13 protein-coding genes are annotated in these 23,171 nt (G+C 56.4%); 5 read left to right on the top strand and 8 right to left on the bottom strand.

Features of this window, described 5'->3' with window-relative positions:
- Nucleotides 1-386: 386 nt before the first annotated feature.
- The 7 genes from NG895_RS30105 to NG895_RS30075 all read right to left on the bottom strand — a co-directional run bounded on the left by NG895_RS30105 (nucleotide 387) and on the right by NG895_RS30075 (nucleotide 15,557).
- The gene (locus NG895_RS30105; protein ID WP_252856282.1) at nucleotides 387-2,396 is read right to left on the bottom strand and encodes a glycoside hydrolase family 97 protein; all 2,010 of its coding nucleotides are present in this window, start codon (nucleotides 2,394-2,396) and stop codon (nucleotides 387-389) included.
- A 170-nt stretch (nucleotides 2,397-2,566) separates the two neighbouring features.
- The gene (locus tag NG895_RS30100; protein WP_252856281.1) at nucleotides 2,567-4,915 is read right to left on the bottom strand and encodes a PDZ domain-containing protein; all 2,349 of its coding nucleotides are present in this window, start codon (nucleotides 4,913-4,915) and stop codon (nucleotides 2,567-2,569) included.
- A gap of 82 nt (nucleotides 4,916-4,997) precedes the next feature.
- Nucleotides 4,998-6,383, bottom strand: coding sequence for an alpha-L-fucosidase (locus NG895_RS30095; protein ID WP_261361849.1), 1,386 nt, complete (start codon nucleotides 6,381-6,383; stop codon nucleotides 4,998-5,000).
- 272 nt (nucleotides 6,384-6,655) lie between these two features.
- Nucleotides 6,656-9,604, bottom strand: coding sequence for an alpha-L-fucosidase (locus NG895_RS30090; protein WP_252856279.1), 2,949 nt, complete (start codon nucleotides 9,602-9,604; stop codon nucleotides 6,656-6,658).
- A gap of 167 nt (nucleotides 9,605-9,771) precedes the next feature.
- Complete coding sequence (locus NG895_RS30085; protein ID WP_252856278.1) at nucleotides 9,772-13,797, bottom strand: LamG-like jellyroll fold domain-containing protein; 4,026 nt, start codon at nucleotides 13,795-13,797, stop codon at nucleotides 9,772-9,774.
- A gap of 270 nt (nucleotides 13,798-14,067) precedes the next feature.
- Entirely contained in the window at nucleotides 14,068-14,493 is a 426-nt protein-coding gene (locus tag NG895_RS30080; RefSeq protein WP_252856277.1) for a hypothetical protein, read from the bottom strand.
- A 71-nt stretch (nucleotides 14,494-14,564) separates the two neighbouring features.
- On the bottom strand, nucleotides 14,565-15,557 hold the full coding sequence (locus NG895_RS30075; RefSeq protein ID WP_252856276.1) for a DUF1559 family PulG-like putative transporter: 993 nt from the start codon (nucleotides 15,555-15,557) through the stop codon (nucleotides 14,565-14,567).
- 482 nt (nucleotides 15,558-16,039) lie between these two features.
- Between NG895_RS30075 and NG895_RS30070 the strand changes: the two genes are divergently transcribed.
- The 5 genes from NG895_RS30070 to NG895_RS30050 all read left to right on the top strand — a co-directional run bounded on the left by NG895_RS30070 (nucleotide 16,040) and on the right by NG895_RS30050 (nucleotide 22,357).
- Nucleotides 16,040-16,579, top strand: coding sequence for a sigma-70 family RNA polymerase sigma factor (locus NG895_RS30070; RefSeq protein ID WP_252856275.1), 540 nt, complete (start codon nucleotides 16,040-16,042; stop codon nucleotides 16,577-16,579).
- 1 nt (nucleotide 16,580) lies between these two features.
- Nucleotides 16,581-18,053, top strand: a complete 1,473-nt coding sequence (locus NG895_RS30065; protein ID WP_252856274.1) for a FecR domain-containing protein — start codon at nucleotides 16,581-16,583, stop codon at nucleotides 18,051-18,053.
- 320 nt (nucleotides 18,054-18,373) lie between these two features.
- Entirely contained in the window at nucleotides 18,374-19,006 is a 633-nt protein-coding gene (locus tag NG895_RS30060) for a PEP-CTERM sorting domain-containing protein (protein WP_252856273.1), read from the top strand.
- 98 nt (nucleotides 19,007-19,104) lie between these two features.
- A complete protein-coding gene (locus NG895_RS30055) occupies nucleotides 19,105-20,586 on the top strand; it encodes a peptide-N-glycosidase F-related protein (RefSeq protein ID WP_252856272.1) in 1,482 nt (493 codons plus the stop codon).
- A gap of 13 nt (nucleotides 20,587-20,599) precedes the next feature.
- On the top strand, nucleotides 20,600-22,357 hold the full coding sequence (locus NG895_RS30050; RefSeq protein WP_252856271.1) for an arylsulfatase: 1,758 nt from the start codon (nucleotides 20,600-20,602) through the stop codon (nucleotides 22,355-22,357).
- Nucleotides 22,358-22,516: 159 nt separating this feature from the next.
- On the opposite strand, the gene NG895_RS30045 is transcribed toward NG895_RS30050, so the two are convergent.
- On the bottom strand, nucleotides 22,517-22,714 hold the full coding sequence (locus NG895_RS30045; RefSeq protein ID WP_252856270.1) for a hypothetical protein: 198 nt from the start codon (nucleotides 22,712-22,714) through the stop codon (nucleotides 22,517-22,519).
- Nucleotides 22,715-23,171 lie beyond the last annotated feature (457 nt).

The raw sequence follows: 23,171 nt of genomic DNA, 5'->3' as shown, positions 1-23,171 counted from the left end.
GATGCAACCACGGCGGGTTTGCCGAATGTGAAATCAATGGTGGTCTGGCGATCTCAGCACCGAAGCGACAGTCGCATGGTGACCCAGGTCACGCCCACATTTGTCGCGAACGACTTCCATGCAATCCGCGCAGGAGTGTCGCTCCTGTGCAAGTCTGCCCCGAGCCATTCAGCCCAGATTTGGTAGTCGTTGATCGATAGTGAATCCCCGCCGCAAGCCCTGGAGCGTCGTCGAATTGACTGCGCTCGCCGCTCGCGCAGATGACAGTGAAGGACATAGACCGCTGCAAGTTGCCACTCACTGGAGCCTGCTTAAGTCAATGCATCCGACTGAGAGAAGGCTGCCTCACCAAACTGCAGAGGTGTAGAACCAAGATGGACCATAGCTCAGTCCTGCAACTGGGAATGAGAGCTTGATAGGGAATCGGGTTGGACCTGAACGTCCTGCGCAAGACGACTTGTTGGCGTGAGCCACACCGCCTGCCCACCATGCGACTCTAACCGGATGTCGAAGCTCTCATCGGCTTCTACTAATTGCCCCTCGATACGAATATTTGTCAGAGTGTCGATGGTACTATCATCTCGGTAGACACGAGCGTGGTATTGCTGTTCCTTTTCCAAAAAGTTTAGTGGTACTTCCAGTTCACGGGGCTGTTTGTTGTTCATCGCCCCTAGAAACCAGTCGTCCCCTGAGCGGCGAGCAATTACGGCGTACTGACCAATCTCTCCACGAAGTACCTTCGTTTCGTCCCAGACTGTTGGCACCTTCGCGAATAACTCTAGTTCCGGTGTCTCAACAATACGACTTCGCGATCGAACGCCATCTTGCTCGAAGCTGAGTGGAGAGTCATACCAGTAGAGGAATTGCCAGGGCGAGTAGGTACAGACGGCTTTGGCAAGCTGATGGCCGTGCGTCCAATTACGTTCCACTCGACGCTCGAAGTAGCAGATGGTATGATCGGCCGCCCCCGCCAAGTTACGGGTAAATAGCGTCGTAATGGCTTGACGGCTAGTGGGAGTGGCCTCGTCCCCCTTCACTCCCTCTTGCGTCATGAGATTTGGATACGTACGCGAGTAGCCAGTGGGCCGATAGTCATCGTGAACGTCGACCATCAACTCGTGCTCAGCAGCTTTCCGAACTGCCTCGTGCAGCCAGGTTGTCCACTTCTGAGAGCCGGTATTCACAAAACCAAACTTGATTCCGGCAACGCCCCACTCTTGATAAAGAGGTAAGATCTCATCTAGCTGTCGCTCCAAAGCACGTCGATTGACATACAAAATGACACCGATGCCGCGCTGCTCGGCATAGCGTATAACCCAAGTCAAATCGAGGGGGCCAGCAGATGGTTTTGGATCGACCGTAATCGTGGTTGCGTCGGATGCATCGCTGTATTCGTTGCCATACCACCCCGCATCGAACTCGACGAACTGAATATTATTGGCGACGGCAAAATCGATGCAGGCCTTGGCACCCTCTGTAGTTAGCGAGATTTCGCGCAGGACTTTGCCAGGCCTGATCCAAGAGGTGTCCGATATGGCACAGGGCTCATTCAGGTTGAGAAGTAGGTCATTGTTCTCCAACAATCCACCTGCACTGTCTGCAATCATCAATACTCTCCAGGGAGTCTGCAACGAGCCTGCTCTCCGAGCACCTCCATGTAGGCTAATAACCAAAGTGCAAGAATCTTCTTTCGACCTGTCCAACCTCAGCGCTGGATAATCAACCAGTCCTGCCTCTGCAATTGCCAGGTAGCGATCGTGGTCAACCTTGATGGTAAGTGGACGCTCAACTAGCTTATCGATAGTGCTGAGCTTGCGAGCGGTATACGTCCCCTGGGGCTGCGACGTGCACCAAGCCGTATGGTCGGCTGGAAAGCAGAATTGCGTATTCTCCTTGGCAATTTCTATTACCTGCGAAGATTCAGATGCGTTCAAGGTTATTCGGAACGCAACTCCCGAATCGTAGCAGCGGAAATCGACCACGAAGGAGCATTTCGCCTTCGTGTCTTGGTAGCGGAAGGGTCGAGAATTGAAACAGTCTCGCACGATGCTTCGTTCGCCATATGCTGGTCTCCAAGTGGAGTCATGGGCTTCTACATCCCCGATGGATACCCGCTCCAGGTGAGCTCCCACCGTTACTCCGTCAGAACGGACTAAAGCCAGTTGTGAATTGCGGATTAACTCCTCCTCGTTGTAAAAGACACTGTAGGCTAGTCGAGAAGGAGATGAATCGTCCTGTAGTCCGACTCGAACCTTGATACGACCATCTGGCGACTGTAGCGTGTGCCCGAAAGCAGGCGAACCGTAGATCACAACTGCTAAGGCCGTATAGACAGTGAACCATCTGGCTAGTGAACAAGTCAAACAGCATGAGCTAGGCGGAAGAAATGCAAGCATGTTATTCAAACGGCAGTGGGGAGCTTAGTGGAAGTACGTAGTAGTGCTACGGTAAACAGGATAGTGTAAGAGAGCAGTTAACCAGGGCTAGCTGTTTGTCTTGCAGCTACTTCACATGAGTACTCGTCGCCCGGGTCTGCGCACAACCTACGACGATCCAGGATGTGCCCCTATTTCGTGGCCACTGACTTTTGCTTCTGATCTCGCACGAGTTCAAAATTCATCATTGAAATTTCGTTGCGCATCGTGAGCTTTCGCAGGCCGGCCACGGTTCGGATCTCTTCACCGTTGACCCGTAGAATGACATCGCCGGACTCGAAGCCAGCCTTCGCAGCCTTCGACTCAGGCGGAACTACGACCAGGTGGATGCCTCCCGCTTCTTTGTTTACACCAAACGCTGAAAACTCCTCGCCCGTCAGGCTAGCGACTGTAGCACCCCGCCATTGTGACTGTGAGGCTGTAGCGGCATGCAGTTGTCCCTCCTGAAGCTTGGGCTCGGGGAATACGGGCACTCGGGCGATGGCCTTCAGTTCCTGTTTCTGAACTCCGAATTTGTCCATCGGGAAGTTCTCAAAGCCAATCTTGAAAGCGGGCGAGCCCTCCCGCACTCGATAGTCGCCGTGGATGGGATTTACAAACTTTGGATCTCCAACCTCCGAATGCTCGTCGCATCCATTTGTCCTGGATGCCTGGAGTGCCTTCTCGGTAGTAAACAGATTGCGATCAATTTCCCTACCCCAGCCATTCATCCGTACTGGGCGGTACCGAGTCATCCAGATGTTACCTGTGACAACGTCTCCACTGTTCTCGTACCACACATGGGGGTGCAAACTGTTATTGATCGCGATATTGTTGTGTACGTAGCGATGGAAGCCTTCGCGGAGTTTTAGCCCGCCGTGGAGGAACAGGTTGTTGTAGATTTCATAGTTCGACGAACCATCGTCCAGGTCGACATCCCATCCATGGTCGCAACGCCAGCGACTATTGCGAATGATCGTCTTCTCGGTGTCCAGCAGGGCCAGTTGCGGAAGTTCGGCCGGCGGGGCGCCTTCCAGGTTCCAAAATCGGTCACGCCCCCACGAGTTGAAGCTGCCGTGGTCGCCTGTTTCGCGCACCGTGTCGAAGACGTCGCAAAACTCAATCAAGTGCCCGCCGAAAGTACCTTCACTAATGTTGATGCCAGCCCGTCCTACGTCGTATATCGAGCAGTGTCGAATGGTAATTCCGCTGGACATCGAGATCTGCGCGCCGGTCGCCTGCTTCTCAACAACGCCAATATCGTGAATCAGGCAGTCTTCCACTATGCAGTCAGCTGGAAAATTGTCACCTTTCGGACCGGGGGTCTTGTCGATCTCGGCGAAAGCTTGCCGCTGGTGGTACTCGAATAGTGGGTCGCGGACCGCAGCGGGATCCCCGACGAAGCAGACACCGCTTGCACCGGCTCCATGGATGTGCGTTCCGCGGATCGTGATTCGGCGGTTGTACTTATTGACGAACACCGCGTTGCCGCCAACTTGGTTGAATTCGCAGTCGGATATCGTGCAATCTTTGGCGTCTTCAAACACCACCGCCCCGCCCCGATAGATCGTCCAGTCACTTCTTAGAAGCGGTTCTCTGGTCTCCATAAACGTCCGTGCTGTGTGGCGGAACGTCAGTCCTACTAGGTGAATGTGCTCGACCGGGTGTTTCTTACTGCCCTGAAACTCAACGAGATGCTTGAGTTGAGCCACTTCCAACCTGGCGGTGGCCAAATCAACGTCAGCTTTGGGGTAGTAGTACAGCGTTTGCGTTTTGCGATCGTGAAACCACTCGCCCGGCTGATCCAGCTCTTCGAAAATGTTCTCCACAAATCGATAAGACTTGTGCATTCCCATTTGGCGATTGTTTTGCCACCCGCCTTCGTAGGCGACTTCGTGATTCGGCTCCTTGCCGGTGATTCGGTAGTGGTAGCCCCCCCAATGATTGCGGTGCATGGCGTGGATGAAGCCACCGGTTGGGTCCGCCCACCGTTCCGCTCGCTCGGGGCTGAACGCATCGGAGCCAAAGCCGTGGTATGGCAGCACGTCTGGATTGTAGTCAGGGTAACGCGCCAGTACTTGGCGCTCGCCGTCCACGAACAGTTGATCGAACTGTATGCCGTTTGGCGTCTTCGCCCGTAGAATCCCGTCTCGATACGGCTTCCACGTCAGATCGAGCCTTCGGCCCCCACTCAGTTCGACTTGTTCCGACTCGTAAGATCTGTAAGTTACCGGCGAGCCAGGGGAGCCTGAGTCTTTTTCGGCGAAATTGATGGGGGCATCTAGATAGTAGGTTCCGGCCCTTAGGTGGACAGTGATGGGTTCAATGCCTCGATTGGGATCTTTGCGGATCTGTTCTTGCGCACCCGCGACCGACAGAAATGGTCGCTCCATCGTCCCGGGATTGGCATCGGCCCCGTTCGGAGCAACGTAGTATTCTGCGGCTACCGCGTGAGGAGTGCCCAGCAATACTGCAAGGAAAGCCAGTTTCATTAAGTACATTGATCTTTCTCGCTCTCGTTCCACGCTACTGTTCCAACCAGACCACACCAGTCCATCGCCAACGGTAATTGCTGGTGGCAGGCTACTCAAGCCGCCCGCTTTTGTCCTCCGATGAGTATTCACTTGGCTCTGCATGCGTGATCTCTACAACCACCGGGTTCGGCCATCTACTATCGTTGTACAGCCTTTGGGCCCTCACGACGGAAACTGAGAGGCCTTCAGGCGTCTTTGTGAATTTAGCCTCGGCGTCTTTGCCGGGGGCGTATTCGATGACACGACCCGATTGGCCGAGGACTTGGATCTCGGTATCATCGGTGGCCTTTACCGAGCGGAGCAGAAACTCCTTGCGGGAGCCCCGCTTCCAGTTCGGAATCGCCGTGAGAAAGGCGTAGACCGTGTCCGAATCCTTGGCCTTGGTAAACCAGATGTTGTCTTCCCTGGTGACCACCCAGGGGCGGGTGTTGTAGATCGCTTTGCCGTTGACGGCCAGCCAGAGCCCCACTTCGCGGAGCCGGGCGTCTTGTTCGATGGGGATGCGACCATCCGGCATGGGGCCGACGTTCAGCAAGAGCGCGCCGCCTTTGGCGCGGGTCTCGATGAGCATCTCGATCACTTTGGTGCCCGACTTGTATTTCTCGTTGGTCGGCTTGTACTGCCACTGGGTGCCCATCGTGAAGCACGATTCCCACGGGCCCTCAGGAGGCTTGCCGGGGATCCGCTGCTCGGGCGTTTCGATCGCCCCGCGAGTGATCAGGCAGTCGGGCTGCAGCGACCAGGCCACTCGCTTTACGGGTTCTTCACCTTCGCCATCAATGAACAACACGTCGATCTGGCCGTAGTTGGTGAACAGCTCCCTGGTTTGCACCTGGTTGAGTTCGACGAGAGATTCCTGCGTGTTCGGGTTGAACGGCAGTCCTCGACGACGCACCTCGTAGTCGTTCTGGTGCATCCAGTGGAAGTCTTCAGGCGAGAAGTACAGGCCGACACCGAGACCTTGCCGCCGCACCGCGTCTACGTAGCGCTTCACGATGTCTTGCTTGTAGGGCGTGGTGGTGATGTCGAACTCGCTGGTCTCGGTGTCCCACATGCAGAAGCCGTTGTGGTGCTTGGTGGTGAACACCACGTACTTGGCGCCGCTAATCTTGGCAAGTTCAGCCAGCTCGTCGGGATTCCAATGGCGGGGATTAAAGGTCTTGGGCAGTTCGTTGAAGTACCACTGCTTGTAGTCGTCTGACGACCCGACCAGGCTGTGGCTGATCACGCTGCCCACCTGGCTATCGAGGCTCCAATGCACGAACAACCCGAAGCCCGCGTCTTGGAGCCATTCCAAGCGTTCTGGTCGATTATCGAGCTTCTCGGCAGGTTGCGGTTGGAGCTGCGCTAGGGCGACATCCGTACAAAACACAACAATCAGGCTGCAAATTACGTAACTTGTTCGGCGGGCGAATCTCGGTGGAACCGGTATCATCGGATCTTTCATGGGGTGCGATCAGGGATGGGTTCAATGCGAGCGGCGGTTGGTAACTGATTGGCGAGGGCTCTTCCACAGTCCGAACTTCTCCACATTGCTGCTTGTAAGGATGCCCTCGGTACTCCGCCCGCTGTAGAGGTCTTGTTTCAGTTGCACCAGTATCAGGATTGTGGCTCGGTGGTAGTTCGTCCTTTGGGCGGCCTGATGAAAGCTGAGAGACAAAGAACTTTCAAGCGCTCGATGGAAGCAACATTTCAAGTAAGCTGTACCTAGTGAGCCTCGAGCGTGACTTTCAATACATGCGCATGCTCACACGGTTTCGCCTCCGGCAACTCAACGGCGATCCCCTCTTGCGCGCGGCTCCATTCAAGGTCGGCACTGCTCCCGAGGAGTTGCACTTGCGCGATACCTCTGCCAGCCAATGATTGGATGGAGACTTGTTTATCGGGCCAGGAAAGCAAAATACAGTAGACATGGCTGCCGTCGGCCGAGCGAGTGAATCGAATACTATTTGCATCGATCGCGTGCCTGCCGGAAGGCTTGTTGGGCCCCGACGCTTTGTCGAGCTTCTCCTGGTACTGTTCCCAGGGCCGAGTGCCGTAGATCGCCTCGCCATTGACTTCCAACCACTCGCCCATCGCTAGCAGCCGCCGCTGCATACCTTCAGGAATCGTGCCATCGGCCTTCGGACCGATGTTCAGCAGCAAGTTACCATTCTTGCTGACCACATCGCACAGCAGATGAATGAGCGCGGTAGGCGACTTGTAAGCGTCCCGCTCTTCTTCGGCTTGCAGGTATCCATAGGAAGTGCCCAGCGTAGCCGGATTTTCCCATTTTGGGCCAACCTGCTTGATCTGCATGTTGTCCTTCTCACGGCATCCCAACTCGACCGGCCAGTTTGGATGGCCCCCTTTATTGTTGAGGTAGACCGGCTGGTTGCGCTCGGCGGCATCGTTCAGAAAGTTGGCAATCATGCCCGCGCAGGCCTGGCGGTATTTGTCAAGCTGCTCGTGCGGCCGGGCACGATAGAACACCGGGATGTCGTCAAGCCACATGAAGTCGGGCTGATACTTCTGTTGGATCTCCTGCCAGCGAGCCACGTAGTCTTCAAGGAAGGCATCATCGTAGCTAAACGGACCGTAAAGCGCCTCGGCCTCCGGATGCAGTTCGATCTCCTGGGCAATGTCTGGTAACGGCTCCGAATACACCTTTGAGTACCTCAGTTTGCCGTTCTCGGCGAAGAAACTTGGGTGTCGTTCGCGGTGATAGGAGGGAGCGTACTTCATGCCATGAGCGCGAACCGCCTTGCCGAGGTCGCCCACCAAATCACGCTTCGGGCCAATCTTGGTGGCACACCAATCGGTGAGGTCTGAATCCCACATGGCGTATCCGTCATGGTGCTCGGCGGTCAGCACGATGTAACGAGCGCCGGCTTTGTCGAATAGGTCGGCCCACTGGTCGGGATTCCATTTCTCGGCCTTGAACATTGGCACAACATCTTTGTAGCCGAACTCGGGCGGATGGCCGCCGAACCTCTCTTCCATCCACGGGTAGTGGTGTTTCTGATCGTTATAGATGTCGCTAGGTGTGTGTTCAGCGTAGCCGCGGCCACCCTTCTTGTAGCCCATCACGCTGTAGGGACCCCAATGAATAAAGATGCCGAACTTGGCGTCGTCGAACCATTGTGGCACGGGGTAGCCGTCCATCGACTTCCAGTCGGCCGTGTACTTTGCCGAGGTCGATGTTGGCTCGGTTTCTTCTGCTTCCTGCGGCGCCGCGCTGTCGACGGCCGCAGAAGTGACCTCTACCCGATCTAGCACCGCCTCGGGGTCACTTGTTTTGAACTTGAATTGAACCGCGTATCCCGCTGGCAACTCGGAGAGGTCGAGCGCGGCGGGAGTCGTTTTGTAGCACTTGGCGAACCCTTCGATGCTCGAGTACTCTTCCTTGACCGTTCGCCACTCGGTCCACTCGTCGATTGTCCCATCTCCATCGACATCCACGCCCGCTTGGGCTTCAACGCCATCCGCCCAAGGGCCGCGACTGCGGACATCGGTACCTTGCAGGAACGCGACAAATTCCCCCTCTGCGAAGCCAACTGTGGGATCGGGGTGCTGACCGCCACGAATCTGGCCGCCGTAGGTGAATTTGCCATAGAGATCGTCGGAGTACCAGTAGCCGAAGCCGATCTTGCCGTCATGCGGGTCGTCGTCGGCGAACAGGTAGTAGGTATCGCCTACCCGGAGGAGTTCGTAGTCGCCCCACGCGTCTTGCTTGCCATCGTGCACGTCGAATTCACGCTTGCCGGTGGGGGGGTGGACATAGGTCCCTTTATCGCCGGTTGGCTTCCCGCGAAGGTCGATCGGCGGCGTGTGCTTGTGCGGTGTGAAACCATGGATGCCGTCGGAGCTGGAGGTGTGGCCCGCGTACTGCGAGTCCCAGCTATGACGCCGGGCGTTGATGGCGGACCAGTCTTCGTAGATCATATGGAACGATCCATCGAGATCGCGGAACACGCCCATGTCGGACCCCGGAGAGGGGTCGGAGAACACCATCCCGTGATCGGTGTACTTGCCCTCGGCCAGGTCGTCGGCACTGTCGAAGACAATCAGGTGCGGGTCTTCGTCGTTCGGTCTGTCGTAGTAGATGTAGAACTTCCCGTCCAGGAACTCGGCGGTGGTCACCCAGTCCTTTCCGGTCACGTTGCCGAAGGCTTGCCAGTCTTTCAGATCGGTGCTGTGCCAGGCGTGGTACTCGCCCCCATTCTTCACGGCATTGAAGTACCAGTAGTCGCCATCGGCCGGTGAGAGGAAGACCGCGGCGTCGCCCCCGTTGATGGGAGCAAGATTCCCCGCGTCGCTCCACTTGCCCGGGCCCCAATGGGGTGTCTGTTTAAAGGTGACCGCTTCAAACTGCTGCTTCTTCGAGAAAGGCTGGATCTGGCTTTCGAACACCGCGCCGGCTTTGGTGGGCTTGGCCGTGCCGTCGATCAGTTCGAAGTCCGCGGCCTCCTTAGCGGCTGCTTGCCACTCTTCTTGGGTCTCGACCACCCAGCTGGATGTGGCTTTAGGGGATGGGGATTTGTCCGAAACGTGGGAACCGCTCGCGGGTTCCGCCTGAGCGACTTCAGGACAATGAATGGTCACCACGAAAGCTGTCAACAACAGTGTGGCAATGGCTGGCAATAATGCAATCTTTATCGTAGGTCTTCTCAGCATAACTTCCTCAATCACAACGGTACATTGTTGATGTTTATCGTGGTTGCGGCTCTTCACCGTCTTCAATTCGATGGATTGCTAAAACAGCGACAGGGGGCTGCCCGAGCGTCGCGAACGCTCTTCCCCTGTCGCTGTTGGAGGAAACAAGGTTGGCTAGTTACTTTCACCTACTTCGGCCGGCGTATCGCCTTCATGCCGACGGCCACCAGACCCAGCAGCATCGCTATGCTTCCGGGTTCTGGTACATTGGTTCCACCCAGCAGGCTGAAATCGAGCCCGCCGATCGGCGTGGCTTGCAACGCTTCATGCAGGATGAACGCGTCGTCGAGGTCGACGATACCATCGTAGTTCAAGTCGCCGTGACTGCGCGTGTCGATACCGCCCTCCGGTGTGACCGCGATACCGTTCGCAGTAGCCGTTACGGCGGGGAAGTTCATGAAGTCCCAGCCTGCCAGCAGGGCGGCGATATCCTGTTCATCGACCGCGTTGTCCATATTGACATCACCGGGATCGAAGTTTTCTGCTTGGGCTCGGATAATGTCGTTCGTCTCGAACAGATCGATATCGCCGTAGTCCATTCCCATCTGGCCATCCGGGCCAGGGAGCACGTCCGAGTTGTCTCCCCAGGTGAAAATCTTCGCGTCATCAAGGGTCCCATCGAAGTAATTTGCGGTGCCATCGTGGTTGCCGCCTAGCACCATGGTTGGCTGGCCCCCACCGACGGCGTTGTAGACTGCCGTTTGCTGCGCCACCAGATGACCGTCCACGAGTAGTGACGCGCGGTTGAGTGACGAAACCAGTTGGACGTGCGTCCACGAATCGTAGCTTACCGGAATCTGCGAATCGAGATTTCGGTTGTCGTGTTGCAGCCCCCAGGTGTTCTGGTCCGTGATATAAATTCCGTGCTGGACAGTGTCCATGAAGACGTCTTGTCGGACATTCTGGGTCGCGCTGTCGGGTTTAACCCATACCGACATGCTATGATTATAAATATCGTCGAAGTTCAGCGGGTAGCCGTTCTCTCCGAAATTGTCGAGTACCCAGTAATCGTCGCCGTCACTAAACCGCACGCCGGAGAGGTGGTCGCCGGTACCGTTGAACTCAATGCCCAGGGGGACGGTGCGACTCGGGTCTGCCATCGCTCCGGGCCGGGCTGTCACATCCACGTACAGCGGCGTGCCCATCACATTCATATCGACGTAAGGGGCCGAGCTGTCGGCAGTCTTGCCCGGGATCTCACTAGTGCCTCCTTGGCCAGCCGTTGTCAGTCCGGCCGTGATGGTCCCTTCCACCGGATCATCACCCAGCAGATAGGATCTTTCGATGAAGAATCCGAAGGTGGGCGAAGAAAACAGCGACAGCATCACCAACAGCATGACAGGAACCACCGCGGCTCTCGCTTTGCGAGCCAGTATGATAACTCCGCCGAGTACAAACAGACATAGCGTCGAGGGTTCCGGCACCTGCGATGCGCCGTTGGCCAGATTCATTACGTAAACAGACCCAAAATTGTCCTTCCAGGCCTGGTAATCCGTAGCGTCGACGCCGTTGCCGTTGCCTGTATTGGGAGCAAAGGCCGACTCGTCCGCGGCGCCCAGGTTGTTCCGCCAGACGGTGTAGTCGGCGAGATTCACGACGCCATCTCCGTTGTAATCGCCTGGCTTCAGGAAGGTGGTGACTTCTTCCATCACGGCCTCGACCCACGACCCATCTTCGAGCCGGAAGCGAAGCGCCAGGTCTTGCAAGCTCGAGATATCGTAGACGCTGCCTAATTGAATGCTCGTGCCGGGCGTCAGCGAAGAGTAGCCTTGCCAGTAGGCTTCGGATAGTTGGAAAGCGTTCGGCGGTGTATCCGGCAGCGCTGGATTGCCTAGCTCTTCCCACCCGTTGCCGGAGCCATTGCCTGCAGGAAAACCGATTCCCGCCAGTGATTGCGATTGAATGCTGGTCCAGGCTCCGGGGTGCAGCGAGCCGCTCTCGCTGGTGAGCTCGTAACCGTTGATATCGAAGCTGAGATCGGTTGTGTTCTCTATCGTAAGCGCACCCGTCACCGTGTTCACCAGCAAGGTTGGAACATCCAGCGAGTCATCGAACAGGGTAATGTCGTCGTACCGCAAACGGTCGTTATTCCCTCCTTCACCTCGAGTTGCGATCAGCGACCAAGTGACGGTCTCGGTGGTTGAGAAGTTAGCGAAGTCGAGCGTCTGTTGCTGGAAGGTCTGCAGCTCGGGTTGAAAGCCAGTACCTGCATCGATCACGGGACCTCCGCCAATCTGGTAGGTAAGCGATGGAATGAAGGGGCCGGAGTTGCTGCCAGCAAAGAATGAGAGTCCGCTGTAGGAGACCGACTGTCCCGAAAGGCCGGCGGTTGTCCACGTGATCACGCGGGTTTCTCCCTCTTGGGAGGCACTAGCGGGGTCGAGGTGATTCCCCCCCCTCGTATCGTTAAAGTAGTCAAGACCCGGTATGGAGTTGGCTTGATTGCCTGCGCCGACCAAATCAGTCGCGTCAATCACGTTGGCCGAGTCTTCGTAGCGAGCGTCTGGATTCTCGAAATTGTACAGAGCAAGAACACCTGCGTTCGCCTGGCTGCCGATTGCTAACCACGCGAGCGTCGCAATACACAGCGGTGCTAAGCAGTAGCGGTTCGCCGTGGCGTAGGCGAGCCGCACAGGACGCGACCGGCGGAGGTGCAGCACGCCGACCCCCACCATCAACAATCCGGCGAGCCACAGCCCGCTCGGTTCGGGCACCTGGCTTGTCATCACTGAAAACGCTCCTGTGCCATGGATGTTGTCATACGCTTCCTCGAATAGCCCGAAATCATCCCAGTCGACGTCGCCATCGACATCCAGATCGCCAATTCTGTAGGAAGTTGCGAGAGTAGGCGCAAAGCCGCTTAGGCCAAAACTAAACTTGAATGTGCCCCAATCCCCGCCGTCTACCTCCCCGTCGGCGTTCAAGTCGCCGAGGGCGAACGGCTCGTTGTCGTTACCGATGAACCGGACAGTAACAGGGATATCTTCGCCGTCGGACGCTTTGAGAGTCATTGAGATACTTGATTCGAAGACACTCCCAATCCATGCTGGGCCAAGGTTGACGCTTTGTCCGACGGCTAGAGTGCCTCCGTCGCCCGCATTAAGGTCTAGCTCGAACTCGCTGAATAGATCGGTTGGTGCATCTCCAGGCGTGAGGACCGTCCAATTGTTGTCGGGGTCCACCAAGCCATCCCCAGCGGCGTCGTAGTTGCCTGCGATAGTGGTCCATTCTCCGGCGTCGAGCCCGCCAGCGGTGTCACGTATGCTGTAACCAAGAAAGTCGATATCACTACCCGTGTTGTTCTCGAGCGTCAATTCAAACGTATCGCGGTCGATAAACAACTCGGGGAAGTCTTTCACCTGCAAAGCATCGGTGTTGTCGCCCAGCCATTCGGCGATCCCTTCGACCTGAGAATCCGTCAATGCGCTCCCGTACACGATGGACTCGGCAATCGAAAAACTGGGAACGCTTATGCTGTTGCCATTTAGAGGGTCGATTGTGCCGCGTCGAACATCCCCCAAGTAAAACTTGCCATTCTGAGTTGTGAAGGTTGAGTCACTAGTCATCACCTCTTTGATATCGGTTTCATCGTAGCCGAACCAGTCATTTACGAAGCCGCCCGCGCTATCCATGCGGGCGATGCGGATGAAGAACTGATCGTCTGGCTGGCCCTGGGTATAACCCACAATATTGCCATTGTCTTGTGCGATGCTGGGGGACGCAGTCAATTGAAAGGCGTCTCCGTATCCGCCCGGCACATCGGCGGTAGAAACGATGCCGACCGGGCGCACATTTCCATTGCCGGCTGGCGAACGGTACACCGAGACAATCGTTAAGTCGCTGAACCCTGCGCCGCCATTCAACTCGGAGGTTCCGAGCAACTCGTCGACTGCGGTGTCGAAATAAACCGCATTACTGTCACTGGCTATCGTAGGGGCCGTGTAGGAGACCACGACACTCGATTCCGTAGTGCTTGTGGGCAGCAATGTCGCGCTGTTGCCGTTAGTGCTGCTATCAGCCCACACGCCGGTGGTGGAGTTGTAATTCGTCTCCGCATCGCGTAGCCACGTAAGCAGGCTTCCGCTGATACTCGCATCGTCGGGCGCCAGCGAAACGGCGAGTGCAGGCGTGGATAACACTGGGGAGGACGCCATCGCAGCGAGAAGTGTTAGGCGACTCAGAGATTTGCATCTGGGCAACATTGTTGATTTCTCCGAAGGTGTGAAGAGGTGTTCAGGAGATGGGGCAGCTAAGCTTGAATGGATTGATGGTTGCAGAACACGATTGCCGTGCTGACCAACGAGACAATTTCAGTTGACTACATTCGGTCTTGTCGAAATGGGTTGCCTGCAAAGCCTGCACCCCAAAGCCGCTACTGTTGTTGGGCGTAGCGGACCATCTAACTGGCGGTGTGAAGTGAAGGACTAGTTGGTCACCAGTTCTAGATCGATCTGGTTACTGCCTTTGACTACCGTGCTGGTAAGCGGAGTAGTGGTGACATCCGAATAGTTCTTGGGCGTAATTAACTTGACTGGGGGCGGGTTTTGCGGGCTGCTGGCCTTACCGACGTCATAGGAACTAACCGTGACTTTGTACTCACCAGGTTCGATACCCTTGGAGCTTCCGATAGCTAGCTGAAAGCTGCCGTCCTCCGAAATATTGGCAATGGCCGGCGCCTGCCCGTCCTGAAAGAAGGCGACGCGACCGCTCGTGAGCGGCTCGCCGTTAAGCGAGGCACTGCCAGTCACGGTGCCCTTGTTGCCTCCGCAACCCGCAATACAAAGCACTCCGCAGAGAAGTAGTACCGCGCAACTCACACGCTTCCCGAGAAGCTCAGCTTTATGGAACATAGGGAGTGATACTTGGGGCATGAAGTGAAAGATGTTTGGACAGCCAGACAACCAATTGCAGAGACTGAGCATTACGGTCGAATTCCGCCGCCAGTCGGTGGCGGAGGTGTCCAAGGCCCCAGTTCGCCACCCGCCTTGGTGGATCTAGCGCGATGGATATTGAGGTCGATGTCGTCCGTAGTGAACTCGACGTGGCCGTCGGCGTACGCGAACTGAACCCCACCCGGATGAGCACTCCGGAATCCGCGCATATCGGGCCAATTATTCGTCGTAAAGTCTTCGGGCAGCGGATCTGGCTTGTAATTGATAGGAGCGAAAGTGCTGGCCACGCTGTGGTGCGAGTAGGCCCATGCGTTGTGGCGGTTGTATTGAGGCAAGTCTTCGCCGACGAGATAGGTTTTCGATGTGCCGTCGATGATCTTCGAAACCTTCACGTTGTAATGAAAGTCGAGCAGCCAGAATATGCCCTCACATTGCTTAGTGGTGTTATAACAACGCGAACCGCCACCGAAACTGCTCTTGCCCCAGTGCGATGGTCCCATGACTCCCATGTAGTTCGTAGTAGCCACCACATGACCTACCAGTTGAAACGCATCCGTCCTGGTTCCGAACTCAGCGTTATAGCCGGAGGGGCACTTCAGTGCATCGAGCTCGGTGGCAATCAAAGGTAGGTTCTGCGGTTTCGCTATCCCATCGTTACCTTGGCCACCGCCTACGACCATGTCACCCGATAGTTCGAACTGATCGTACAAAGCCTGCTGCTCCATCTGGGGCAGCATCGAGAGGATCCAACTCTGCCCTGTGCAGTCGTCCAAGTCATCCGTGAATGGGTCTGATCGGCGGGGAGTGATGTTGACAGGAAACCGCCCCTGAGTGTCATGATAATTTAATGCGGACAAGGAAAGCTGCTTCAGGTTGTTCACGCAGCTTGCTCGTCTGGCCGCCTCCCGGGCTGCTTGCACGGCCGGAAGCAACAACGCCACAAGGATGCCGATAATGGCGATCACCACCAACAACTCCACCAGGGTGAAGCCCTCGCGGCGACTGAAATGGGCAACTCTCATAGCTTCGATCCTTGACTACTTGATGGTTACAGTGTGAAAAGGAGAACCGGTTGGCGACGCCAACAGACGACGACCGTGTTGGCCCTGGAAGCATCAACGCGAAGGCCGGCTAACCTGATCAGCATTGGACGAACACCAACACGGGATGGGATGAGTGGTAAACTGCTTGCCCCTTGCAAAGCAACAGAGCATTGGATCTCAAAGGTGCTTGGAGGCGCAGATAAGAAACGCAATCAGACTTCCCGCCGCCTTCGCGTATACTTGAATCAGACTCGCTGATTTTCCACCACAAAAAGAAGAAGTTGCCCGAGATTTTTGTCGAATTCTGCATGCGGCGCCGTTCTCGCAGTTTTTTCTGCCTTCTCGCAAGATTGCAGTGGAATATCGGGGCAGATCGTTCGAGAACCATTGTCCCTCGATACGCAGCCGAGGCGTTGCGGAACACCACATCGAAAGCAGACGCAAAAGCGGTGAAGCACAACATGACAACCGACGTGCCTGAAGCTGGAAACGACGATACCGAATTTGTGGCTGCCTTGTCGGCCAGCCAACGCGACTTGTGGGCATTCATCGTGAGTGTGGTCCCCACACTTGCCGACGCCGACGACTTGCTGCAGGAGGTGAATCTCGCGTTGTGGAGCAAGCGTCAGGAGTTCGAGAAAGGGAAGCGATTTCTGCCGTGGGCGATTGGATTTACAGTTCGCCAGATTCGCCATCATCGCACCCGCCAGGCGAAGAGCCGATTATGGTTCAGCGACGAAGTTGTGGACCTTTTGGCTGACGATTGGTCCGCGCCCGATACGTTTGTGGAAGACGGCCGACGTTACCTGAGCCATTGCCTGAAGAAGATCAGAGAAGCCGAACGCAAAGCCATTGAAGACAAATATGGCAAGCAGATGACGGTGAAGCAGATGGCCAAAGCTTCCGGTAAATCTCTAAGCGGAGTCTATAAAACATTGAACCAGGCGATTGTATCCCTACGTGAATGCGTAAGACGTTCACAGATGAAAGCGGAGCGTTAGCATGACCGAATCGCCCAGAGAATTTGATGAACTACGATTGCGGGAGTTGTCTCTGGCTCGATGCAACGAACTACTTTCCGAAGTCGAGTTGGAAGAACTGTCTGCGATACTGCGGTCGTCAGCTGAGGCACGTCGTAATTTTCGCGAGCTCACGGCGGTGCACGCCCAACTCGGTTGGGAGCGGGGCGGCAAAGATACCGTGGCGAGCCTGCTCGATTCGCCCTGCCTGGAAGAGTCTCTTCAGCTTGAGCTCCAGCGAGCCCCAGTCGCCGCTACCACTCCCACTTGGAGTCTCGCTCTTTCGCTCTGCTTGCTGGTCGGAGTACTGGGAGCTGGTCTATTGTTTTGGCACAATGCCGGCCAACCCGAACCGCAGCTTTCCCATGTGACTCCTCCGATCACCCGGACCGTTGGCACGATTGCTGCCTTGCGCGACGGGAGCCATTGGTCGTTTGGGCGGCCGGGAGGAGACAATACCGATGCGGTTCACCCGGGAGACACCTTATGGCTGAAGCGTGGCGCGCTTGAATTGCGTCTGATCACCGATACCTCGATGCATGTGGAAGCGCCAGCCATCGTGCAGGTGCTGTCGAAGGATCGCGTCCGTCTGATCAACGGCAACATCAAAGTCGACGTGCCCGATGGTGCCGAGGGATTCGCCGTCGAATCGGATTCCGTCGAAGTAATTGACTTGGGTACCTCCTTCTCTGTAGGAGTCGCCGATGAACAGACCGACGTTGTCGTATTTGAAGGCGAAGTGAATCTGAAGCTTCAATCGAAGACCAGAAAGGGGAAGAATGGTCCGGAGCAGGTCGTCAGACATTTCCACACAGGCGACGCCGTGCGAGTGTCCAGCGACGGCACTTTCTCGCGAATCGTCGAGGTCCGCGATTCTCCCATTGGGATAGAGAACGACGAAGGAGTCGAAGAAGCTCTTATCGCTTCGGTGAAAGACAATAATGTTCGGGAAGATCATTGGAAGTTCTATCATATCGTTCCGGGTGGCATGGACGAGGATGTCCTGGCTTTTGTAGATCGCAGAGGGCATCAATGGAACGGAGCTACCCAGGCTGGCATGCCGGGCTACCTGATCGGCGGTGACCTGGTGCGAACCTTTAACGACGATAAGGCGACCGACGACCTGGTCATTCGGCTACAGCTCGCAGAGCCCGCCACCGTTTACGTATTGTTGGACGAGCGAGTGTCTCGTCCGGCTTGGCTTATCGAGTCGTTTGAGGACACGGGTGACGATGTTGGCATCGACCAAGGCTTTACGGGGGGGACAGGGGGGCCGCCCAGCATTGGCCCAGGCAAGAGCATCGAACATAGGATGAACGTCTGGAAACAGGTTGTTCCCCAGGCAGGCGAAGTCTTGCTTGGGCCCAACGGAGAGGTACTCCGTAAAGATTATCGGGGTACAAGTGTCCGGGCGAATATGTACGGCATCGTTGCAGTACCGTTGGCTGCGGACTAGGGAAACTGCTTGCTGATGCTTCTTGCAACACAGGAGCATCAACAACCGCAGGAAACTCGCAGCTCATCTCACAGCTTCATTCGAACACCGATACTCTAGGTGGCGGCTATCGCTGCGCACCGGGTGGGGGAAATATTGTGGGGCATTTTTATCCATTCAACAAGGAGAGCCAATGACCAGTAAGCTTTAAATCACGACTACTCCTAGAAACAGTTGATTCGCAACGATCGCTGTTGTCGTGCGGTTCAACAACTAAGCGAACGTATTTCTGAGCAGTTGTGCTCTAGTTCTCATCTCACTCTTCAGCACAGGTCAAGCAAATGAATAGACACCTATTGACGACACTCTCTGTCACGACTTTGGTATGGGGCGCAATCACCTCAGCGTCTGCCGCGGGCACGATTGCCCTGTACAACTTTGAGAATCCAGCCAATCCTGATGGAGACTCTGTCAACGTGATTGACGCGAGCGACCTGGAAGGGGAAGGCACTCAAGCCAATTCCATTCCCGGTCTCAACTACTTTAACGATACGCTGGGTGGAAACCACTCCAACGCCTTAAACGCACCAGGACTGACCGATGTCATCACTTGGACCACTGCGGGCTTGTCAGGAGAAGAAGTCACTTACGCCAGCCTCTCATTCTTTGCGGGAAGTAACGGCGGATACTTTACTCCGTCGCTTACTTACCAAATTGGCGCAGGTCCGGTGGTCGATGCTGGCACAGGCATTGAACCTGCCCTGCAAACTTTCGAGCCGCAGACGATAGACTTCGCCGACTTTTCGACCACCGAGACCGTCACCTGGTCGCTCATCGCAACAAAAGGCACTGGCAGTAACGACCGCCTGCGATACGACGATATTACCCTGTCCGACATGAATCCCGTTCCGGAGCCCTCGGGGCTAGCTCTGCTCGCGCTGGGCGCCGTGGCTTTCATTGCAAGCCGTCGGTAAGGCTGATTTGAGTGTGTTCGGCCCGCCTTCGCGACGCGAAGGCGGGCTTGTTTCACTGCCAGAGGCCCTTTTGTCAACGGAACAGAATCAGGTGGACTATGAAAACGCTAGCCCATTCGCATCGCAATGCGAGGCTATTGGTAGCGGTTTGCTGCACGCTCTCGCTACCGTTTGCCGCCTCGGCGCAAACGTTCGACGTGCTCGACATCGACATTACGCCCCGACGTTCATCGAGCTTGTTCACATTTCCCGCGTTCGACCCGAATACGAAGCTCACCGCCACCTTTGGCGTCGTCAATGGAGTCGATCCGTGGGACCGCGCCGCCAATTTCTATATTGAAGAGCCGAATGGCGACCGCATCGAAATCATGAAGAGCGTAACCGGTTTCGGCGGCACCAGCACCCACACGCGCGACATCACGCACCTGCTGCCGCGGCTATCGGGAAAGACCGTGCGAATCGGTGGATTTGTTGACGCCTGGACCGGTGACGCCTGGCATTTAGACGGGGCGATCACAGCCACCGCACAACCGGCGACGTCGTCGCCCGTGTTCGTGAAACCTGTCATCTCCGAAGCACGCCAGTTTGCCGGCTACTTCGATGAGCCGCTGCCCGACGGTACGCTGGGCCACAGCCATACCGTCCAGGTGCCTGAATTGCCGGAGGGTATCGAAGAGTACGAGTCGCTCAAGCTCTATTATTTCACCTCCGGCCATTCCGGTTCTGACGGCAGGGGGGGAAACGAGTTTGTTACCGATCAGCACCGTATCTTCGTCAACGGTGCCGAGGTCGACAACTACACTGCCGACAACAACCAGGCCGTCGATGGATACGAAGACGAACTGGGACTCACCTTTGGCAAGGGGCCAGGCACCTATAACGTCGAAGACTTTCGGGTGGAGAATTCGAACGTGACTACGGGCTACCAGAACAGTATTGCCAATGCGGTGCTCAACAATCCCGATACGTCTGGCGATCCGAAGAGCCGCCTGTACACTACTCGTGAAGTCTACTTCCCATGGCGACAGTTTGGCCATGAGTACATCGGCAACAACCAGGGGGGCGGCACCCATCAGTATGCGCGCTCCGGATGGAAACCAGGCGACAGCGTTCAAGCGGCAACCATCGATGTCACCGACTTGATGACGACAGGGGAGAATACCGTTACCCTTTCGATCGGCGGCGGCGACTTTACTAACGACTGGCGGTTCTCTGCTTACCTGGTGGGCGAGTTGCCTACCGACTCCCTGGTCTACACTGGTTCGCCCCTCGATAACCCCGCCGATCTCAATCAAGATGGCCAGGTCAACCAGGCCGATGTCGATCACTTCGTGGCCGCCTTTAACGCCCCAGTCAACCCGCTCTACGGCTTTTACGACCCGTCCGACTTGGATGGTAATGGCGCCGTCGACCTGGACGACGCGTTCGCTTTCCACGAGGCGCTGGTTCAGAAAGGCATGCAATTGTCGTTCAGCCAGATCACCCAAACCGTCCCGGAACCCGCCACCTACTTGTCAGCGTTGGCGTTGGCGGCGACCGCCGTTTTCGTAAGCCAGCGGCGTAAGCTTCTTGTTCGCTAGAAAAGGGCCACCAATGATTCGACTTCACGCAGCACTCCTATCGATTCTCTTTTGCTTGGGGGCTGCGTATGTGTGCGCTGCGCCGCCCAATGTGATCCTGGTCATGACAGACGACCAGGGCTACGGAGATTTGGGCTGCCATGGGAACCCGATCCTGAAGACTCCGAACCTCGATGAGCTTTACGCTGAGTCGGTCCGCTTCACCGACTTTCACGTCAGCCCCTATTGCACTCCCACCCGGGCCGCACTGATGACCGGCCATTACGCCGGTTACACGGGAGCCTTCCGGACAAGTTCCGGGCGAAGCATGATGCATCGAGACCAGAAGACCATCGCCGACCTGTTCGCCGACGCCGGCTACGCTACGGGGATGGTCGGCAAGTGGCACCTCGGAGACAACGCTCCCCATCGCCCACAGGACCGAGGTTTCCAGGACGTCGTTTGGCACCGCTGCGGTGGAATTGGCCAAGCCTCGGACTATTGGGGCAACGACTACTTCGACGACACCTACGAACGCAATGGCAAGTTTGAGAAATTTGAAGGCTACTGCACGGACGTGTGGTTCAGGGAAGGCATACGATTTATCGAAGAGAACAAAGAGAAGCCCTTCTTCCTCTATCTGGCGCCGAACGCTCCGCACGGACCCTACCTGGTACCCGAAAAATGGGCGGAGCCCTACATTGGCAATCGCGATGTTCCCAAGGCGAACTTCTACGGAATGATCGCCAACATCGATCACAACATGGGCCTGCTGCGCGATAAGCTCGATGAACTCGACCTGATCGAGAACACGATCCTCATCTTCATGACCGATAACGGCACCGCTGCGGGGTTCGTTCTCGATCACCACGATCCGAACTTTGGGCCGCTCGACTCACTCCCAGTGCGGGGGTATAACGCCGGGATGCGAGGCCGAAAGTCGTCCGTCTTCGACGGCGGCCATAGGGTTCCCTTTTTCATTCACTGGCCTCAGGGGGGACTGACTGGCGGCAGGGACGTTGATACCTTGGCCGCCCACATCGACGTCTTGCCGACTCTTGCAGATTTCTGCGCCATCTCCGTTCCGCCAAGCTACGCACCGCATGGAGTCTCCTTGAAACCATTGCTGGACGGTTCAGAGCACTCCTGGCAGCGTGACCATCTGGTGCTGCAGTTCCTCGGTGGAGCGGGTGGCGACGCACTTCCCCCTAAACCCTACGATTTCTCTGTCGTGATGACCGAGCGCTGGCGCCTCGTCAATTCCGGCGAGCAGAGATTGTGCGACATAGAGGCCGATCCCACTCAGACCAAGAATGTTGCTTCGCAGTACCCTGAGGTCGTAGCTGAGCTGCGCAGACTTTATGAACCTTATTGGGAAGAGGTATCCCCCCGTCTCAGCCCGGTCCGCATCGACCTCGGCAACCCCACTGATAATCCCACCGTTCTTTGTTCGCAGGACTGGCGCCTGGCCAACGGCAACCCTCCCTGGAACTTCCAAGCGATCAGCAAGCTACCGAAAGTCACAGGCCCATGGATGGTCTACGTCAAAAAGCCCGGCCGCTATCGCATCACCCTGCGGCAGTTTCCCAAGGAAGCTGACAAACCGGTTGTCGCCGTGAAAGCCGAACTCCAAATCGCCGGACAGTCCCTCGAGCAGCCGGTCGAACCGGGCAGCAAGGGCGTCGTCTTCGAAACCGACCTCCCGGCCGGGCCCACCAAACTCGTGACCTGGCTATACGACAAAAACGGAATTGCCGGCGGAGCCTATTTCACGGAAGTCGAAGCGCTCTGAGAACGGCCAGGAACAAACCAGCTCATGCAGCGCAACGCCTGACACACAGCGAGTTCAAGTAGTCCACGGCAACTCCAACCGCCGCCCTGCACCAGACGCGTTAAAGCGGGCAGCCTTTTTCATGTTAGGTGTTTGTGTTTGACAAGCGAAGTAAGCCCCTCAAATCGCTCTCCCCGCTGCTGAAGTCACTCCATCAATGCAGATTTGGTCCGTCGCCAACTTGCCGAGGGTGGCCGAGGACGATTCGATCTTCTCGGGGCGAGTACTCACTTGCTGGCGAAACATGGTCTCCCCCTCTTCGTTGCGGACGCAAACGGTGATCTGCTTGGCATGATGGTCGATTGCGAGGTACAACATTTCTGGGTTCTCCTGGTAGTTCTGGCGAGCCAAACGGCTACGCCGTGGTTAGGTAACGAAACCAGGAGAACCACTTTTCATGATGCCGTCGCCTCTTTCATAGAATCAGCTTCAGCGACTTGGCTCGGAACTCTATTGCTGGCGGTCGGAGTCACCTCTGCAGTTTGCGCCATCATATCGATAACAGAGCAAACTCTCCTGTCGACGTCTGCAACCAGCATATGGTTCGCGACCGCGATAGGCACTTATTGGTAACTGGCTCAGTTGCCAAACCTGCGTCGGACGTAAACACCGAATGCAGTAACTGGGAGACGAAAGAGCGCTCAGGTCGAACCGTCAGGGGGCAGGAACGTGAGCCACAGCAGTCGCGCCACCGACTGCAATTCGGATCGCCTCAGTTGGACCATCCTCGCGGAATTAGCCACCCGAGCTAACTGCAGCGGTCTAGTCCGAGAAA

The sequence above is a fragment of the Aeoliella straminimaris genome (assembly GCF_024054565.1).
Classification (GTDB): Bacteria; Planctomycetota; Planctomycetia; order Pirellulales; family Lacipirellulaceae; genus Aeoliella; species Aeoliella straminimaris.
Note: the sequence above shows the minus strand (reverse complement) of the source record. Positions and strands in the feature narration are given on the sequence as shown.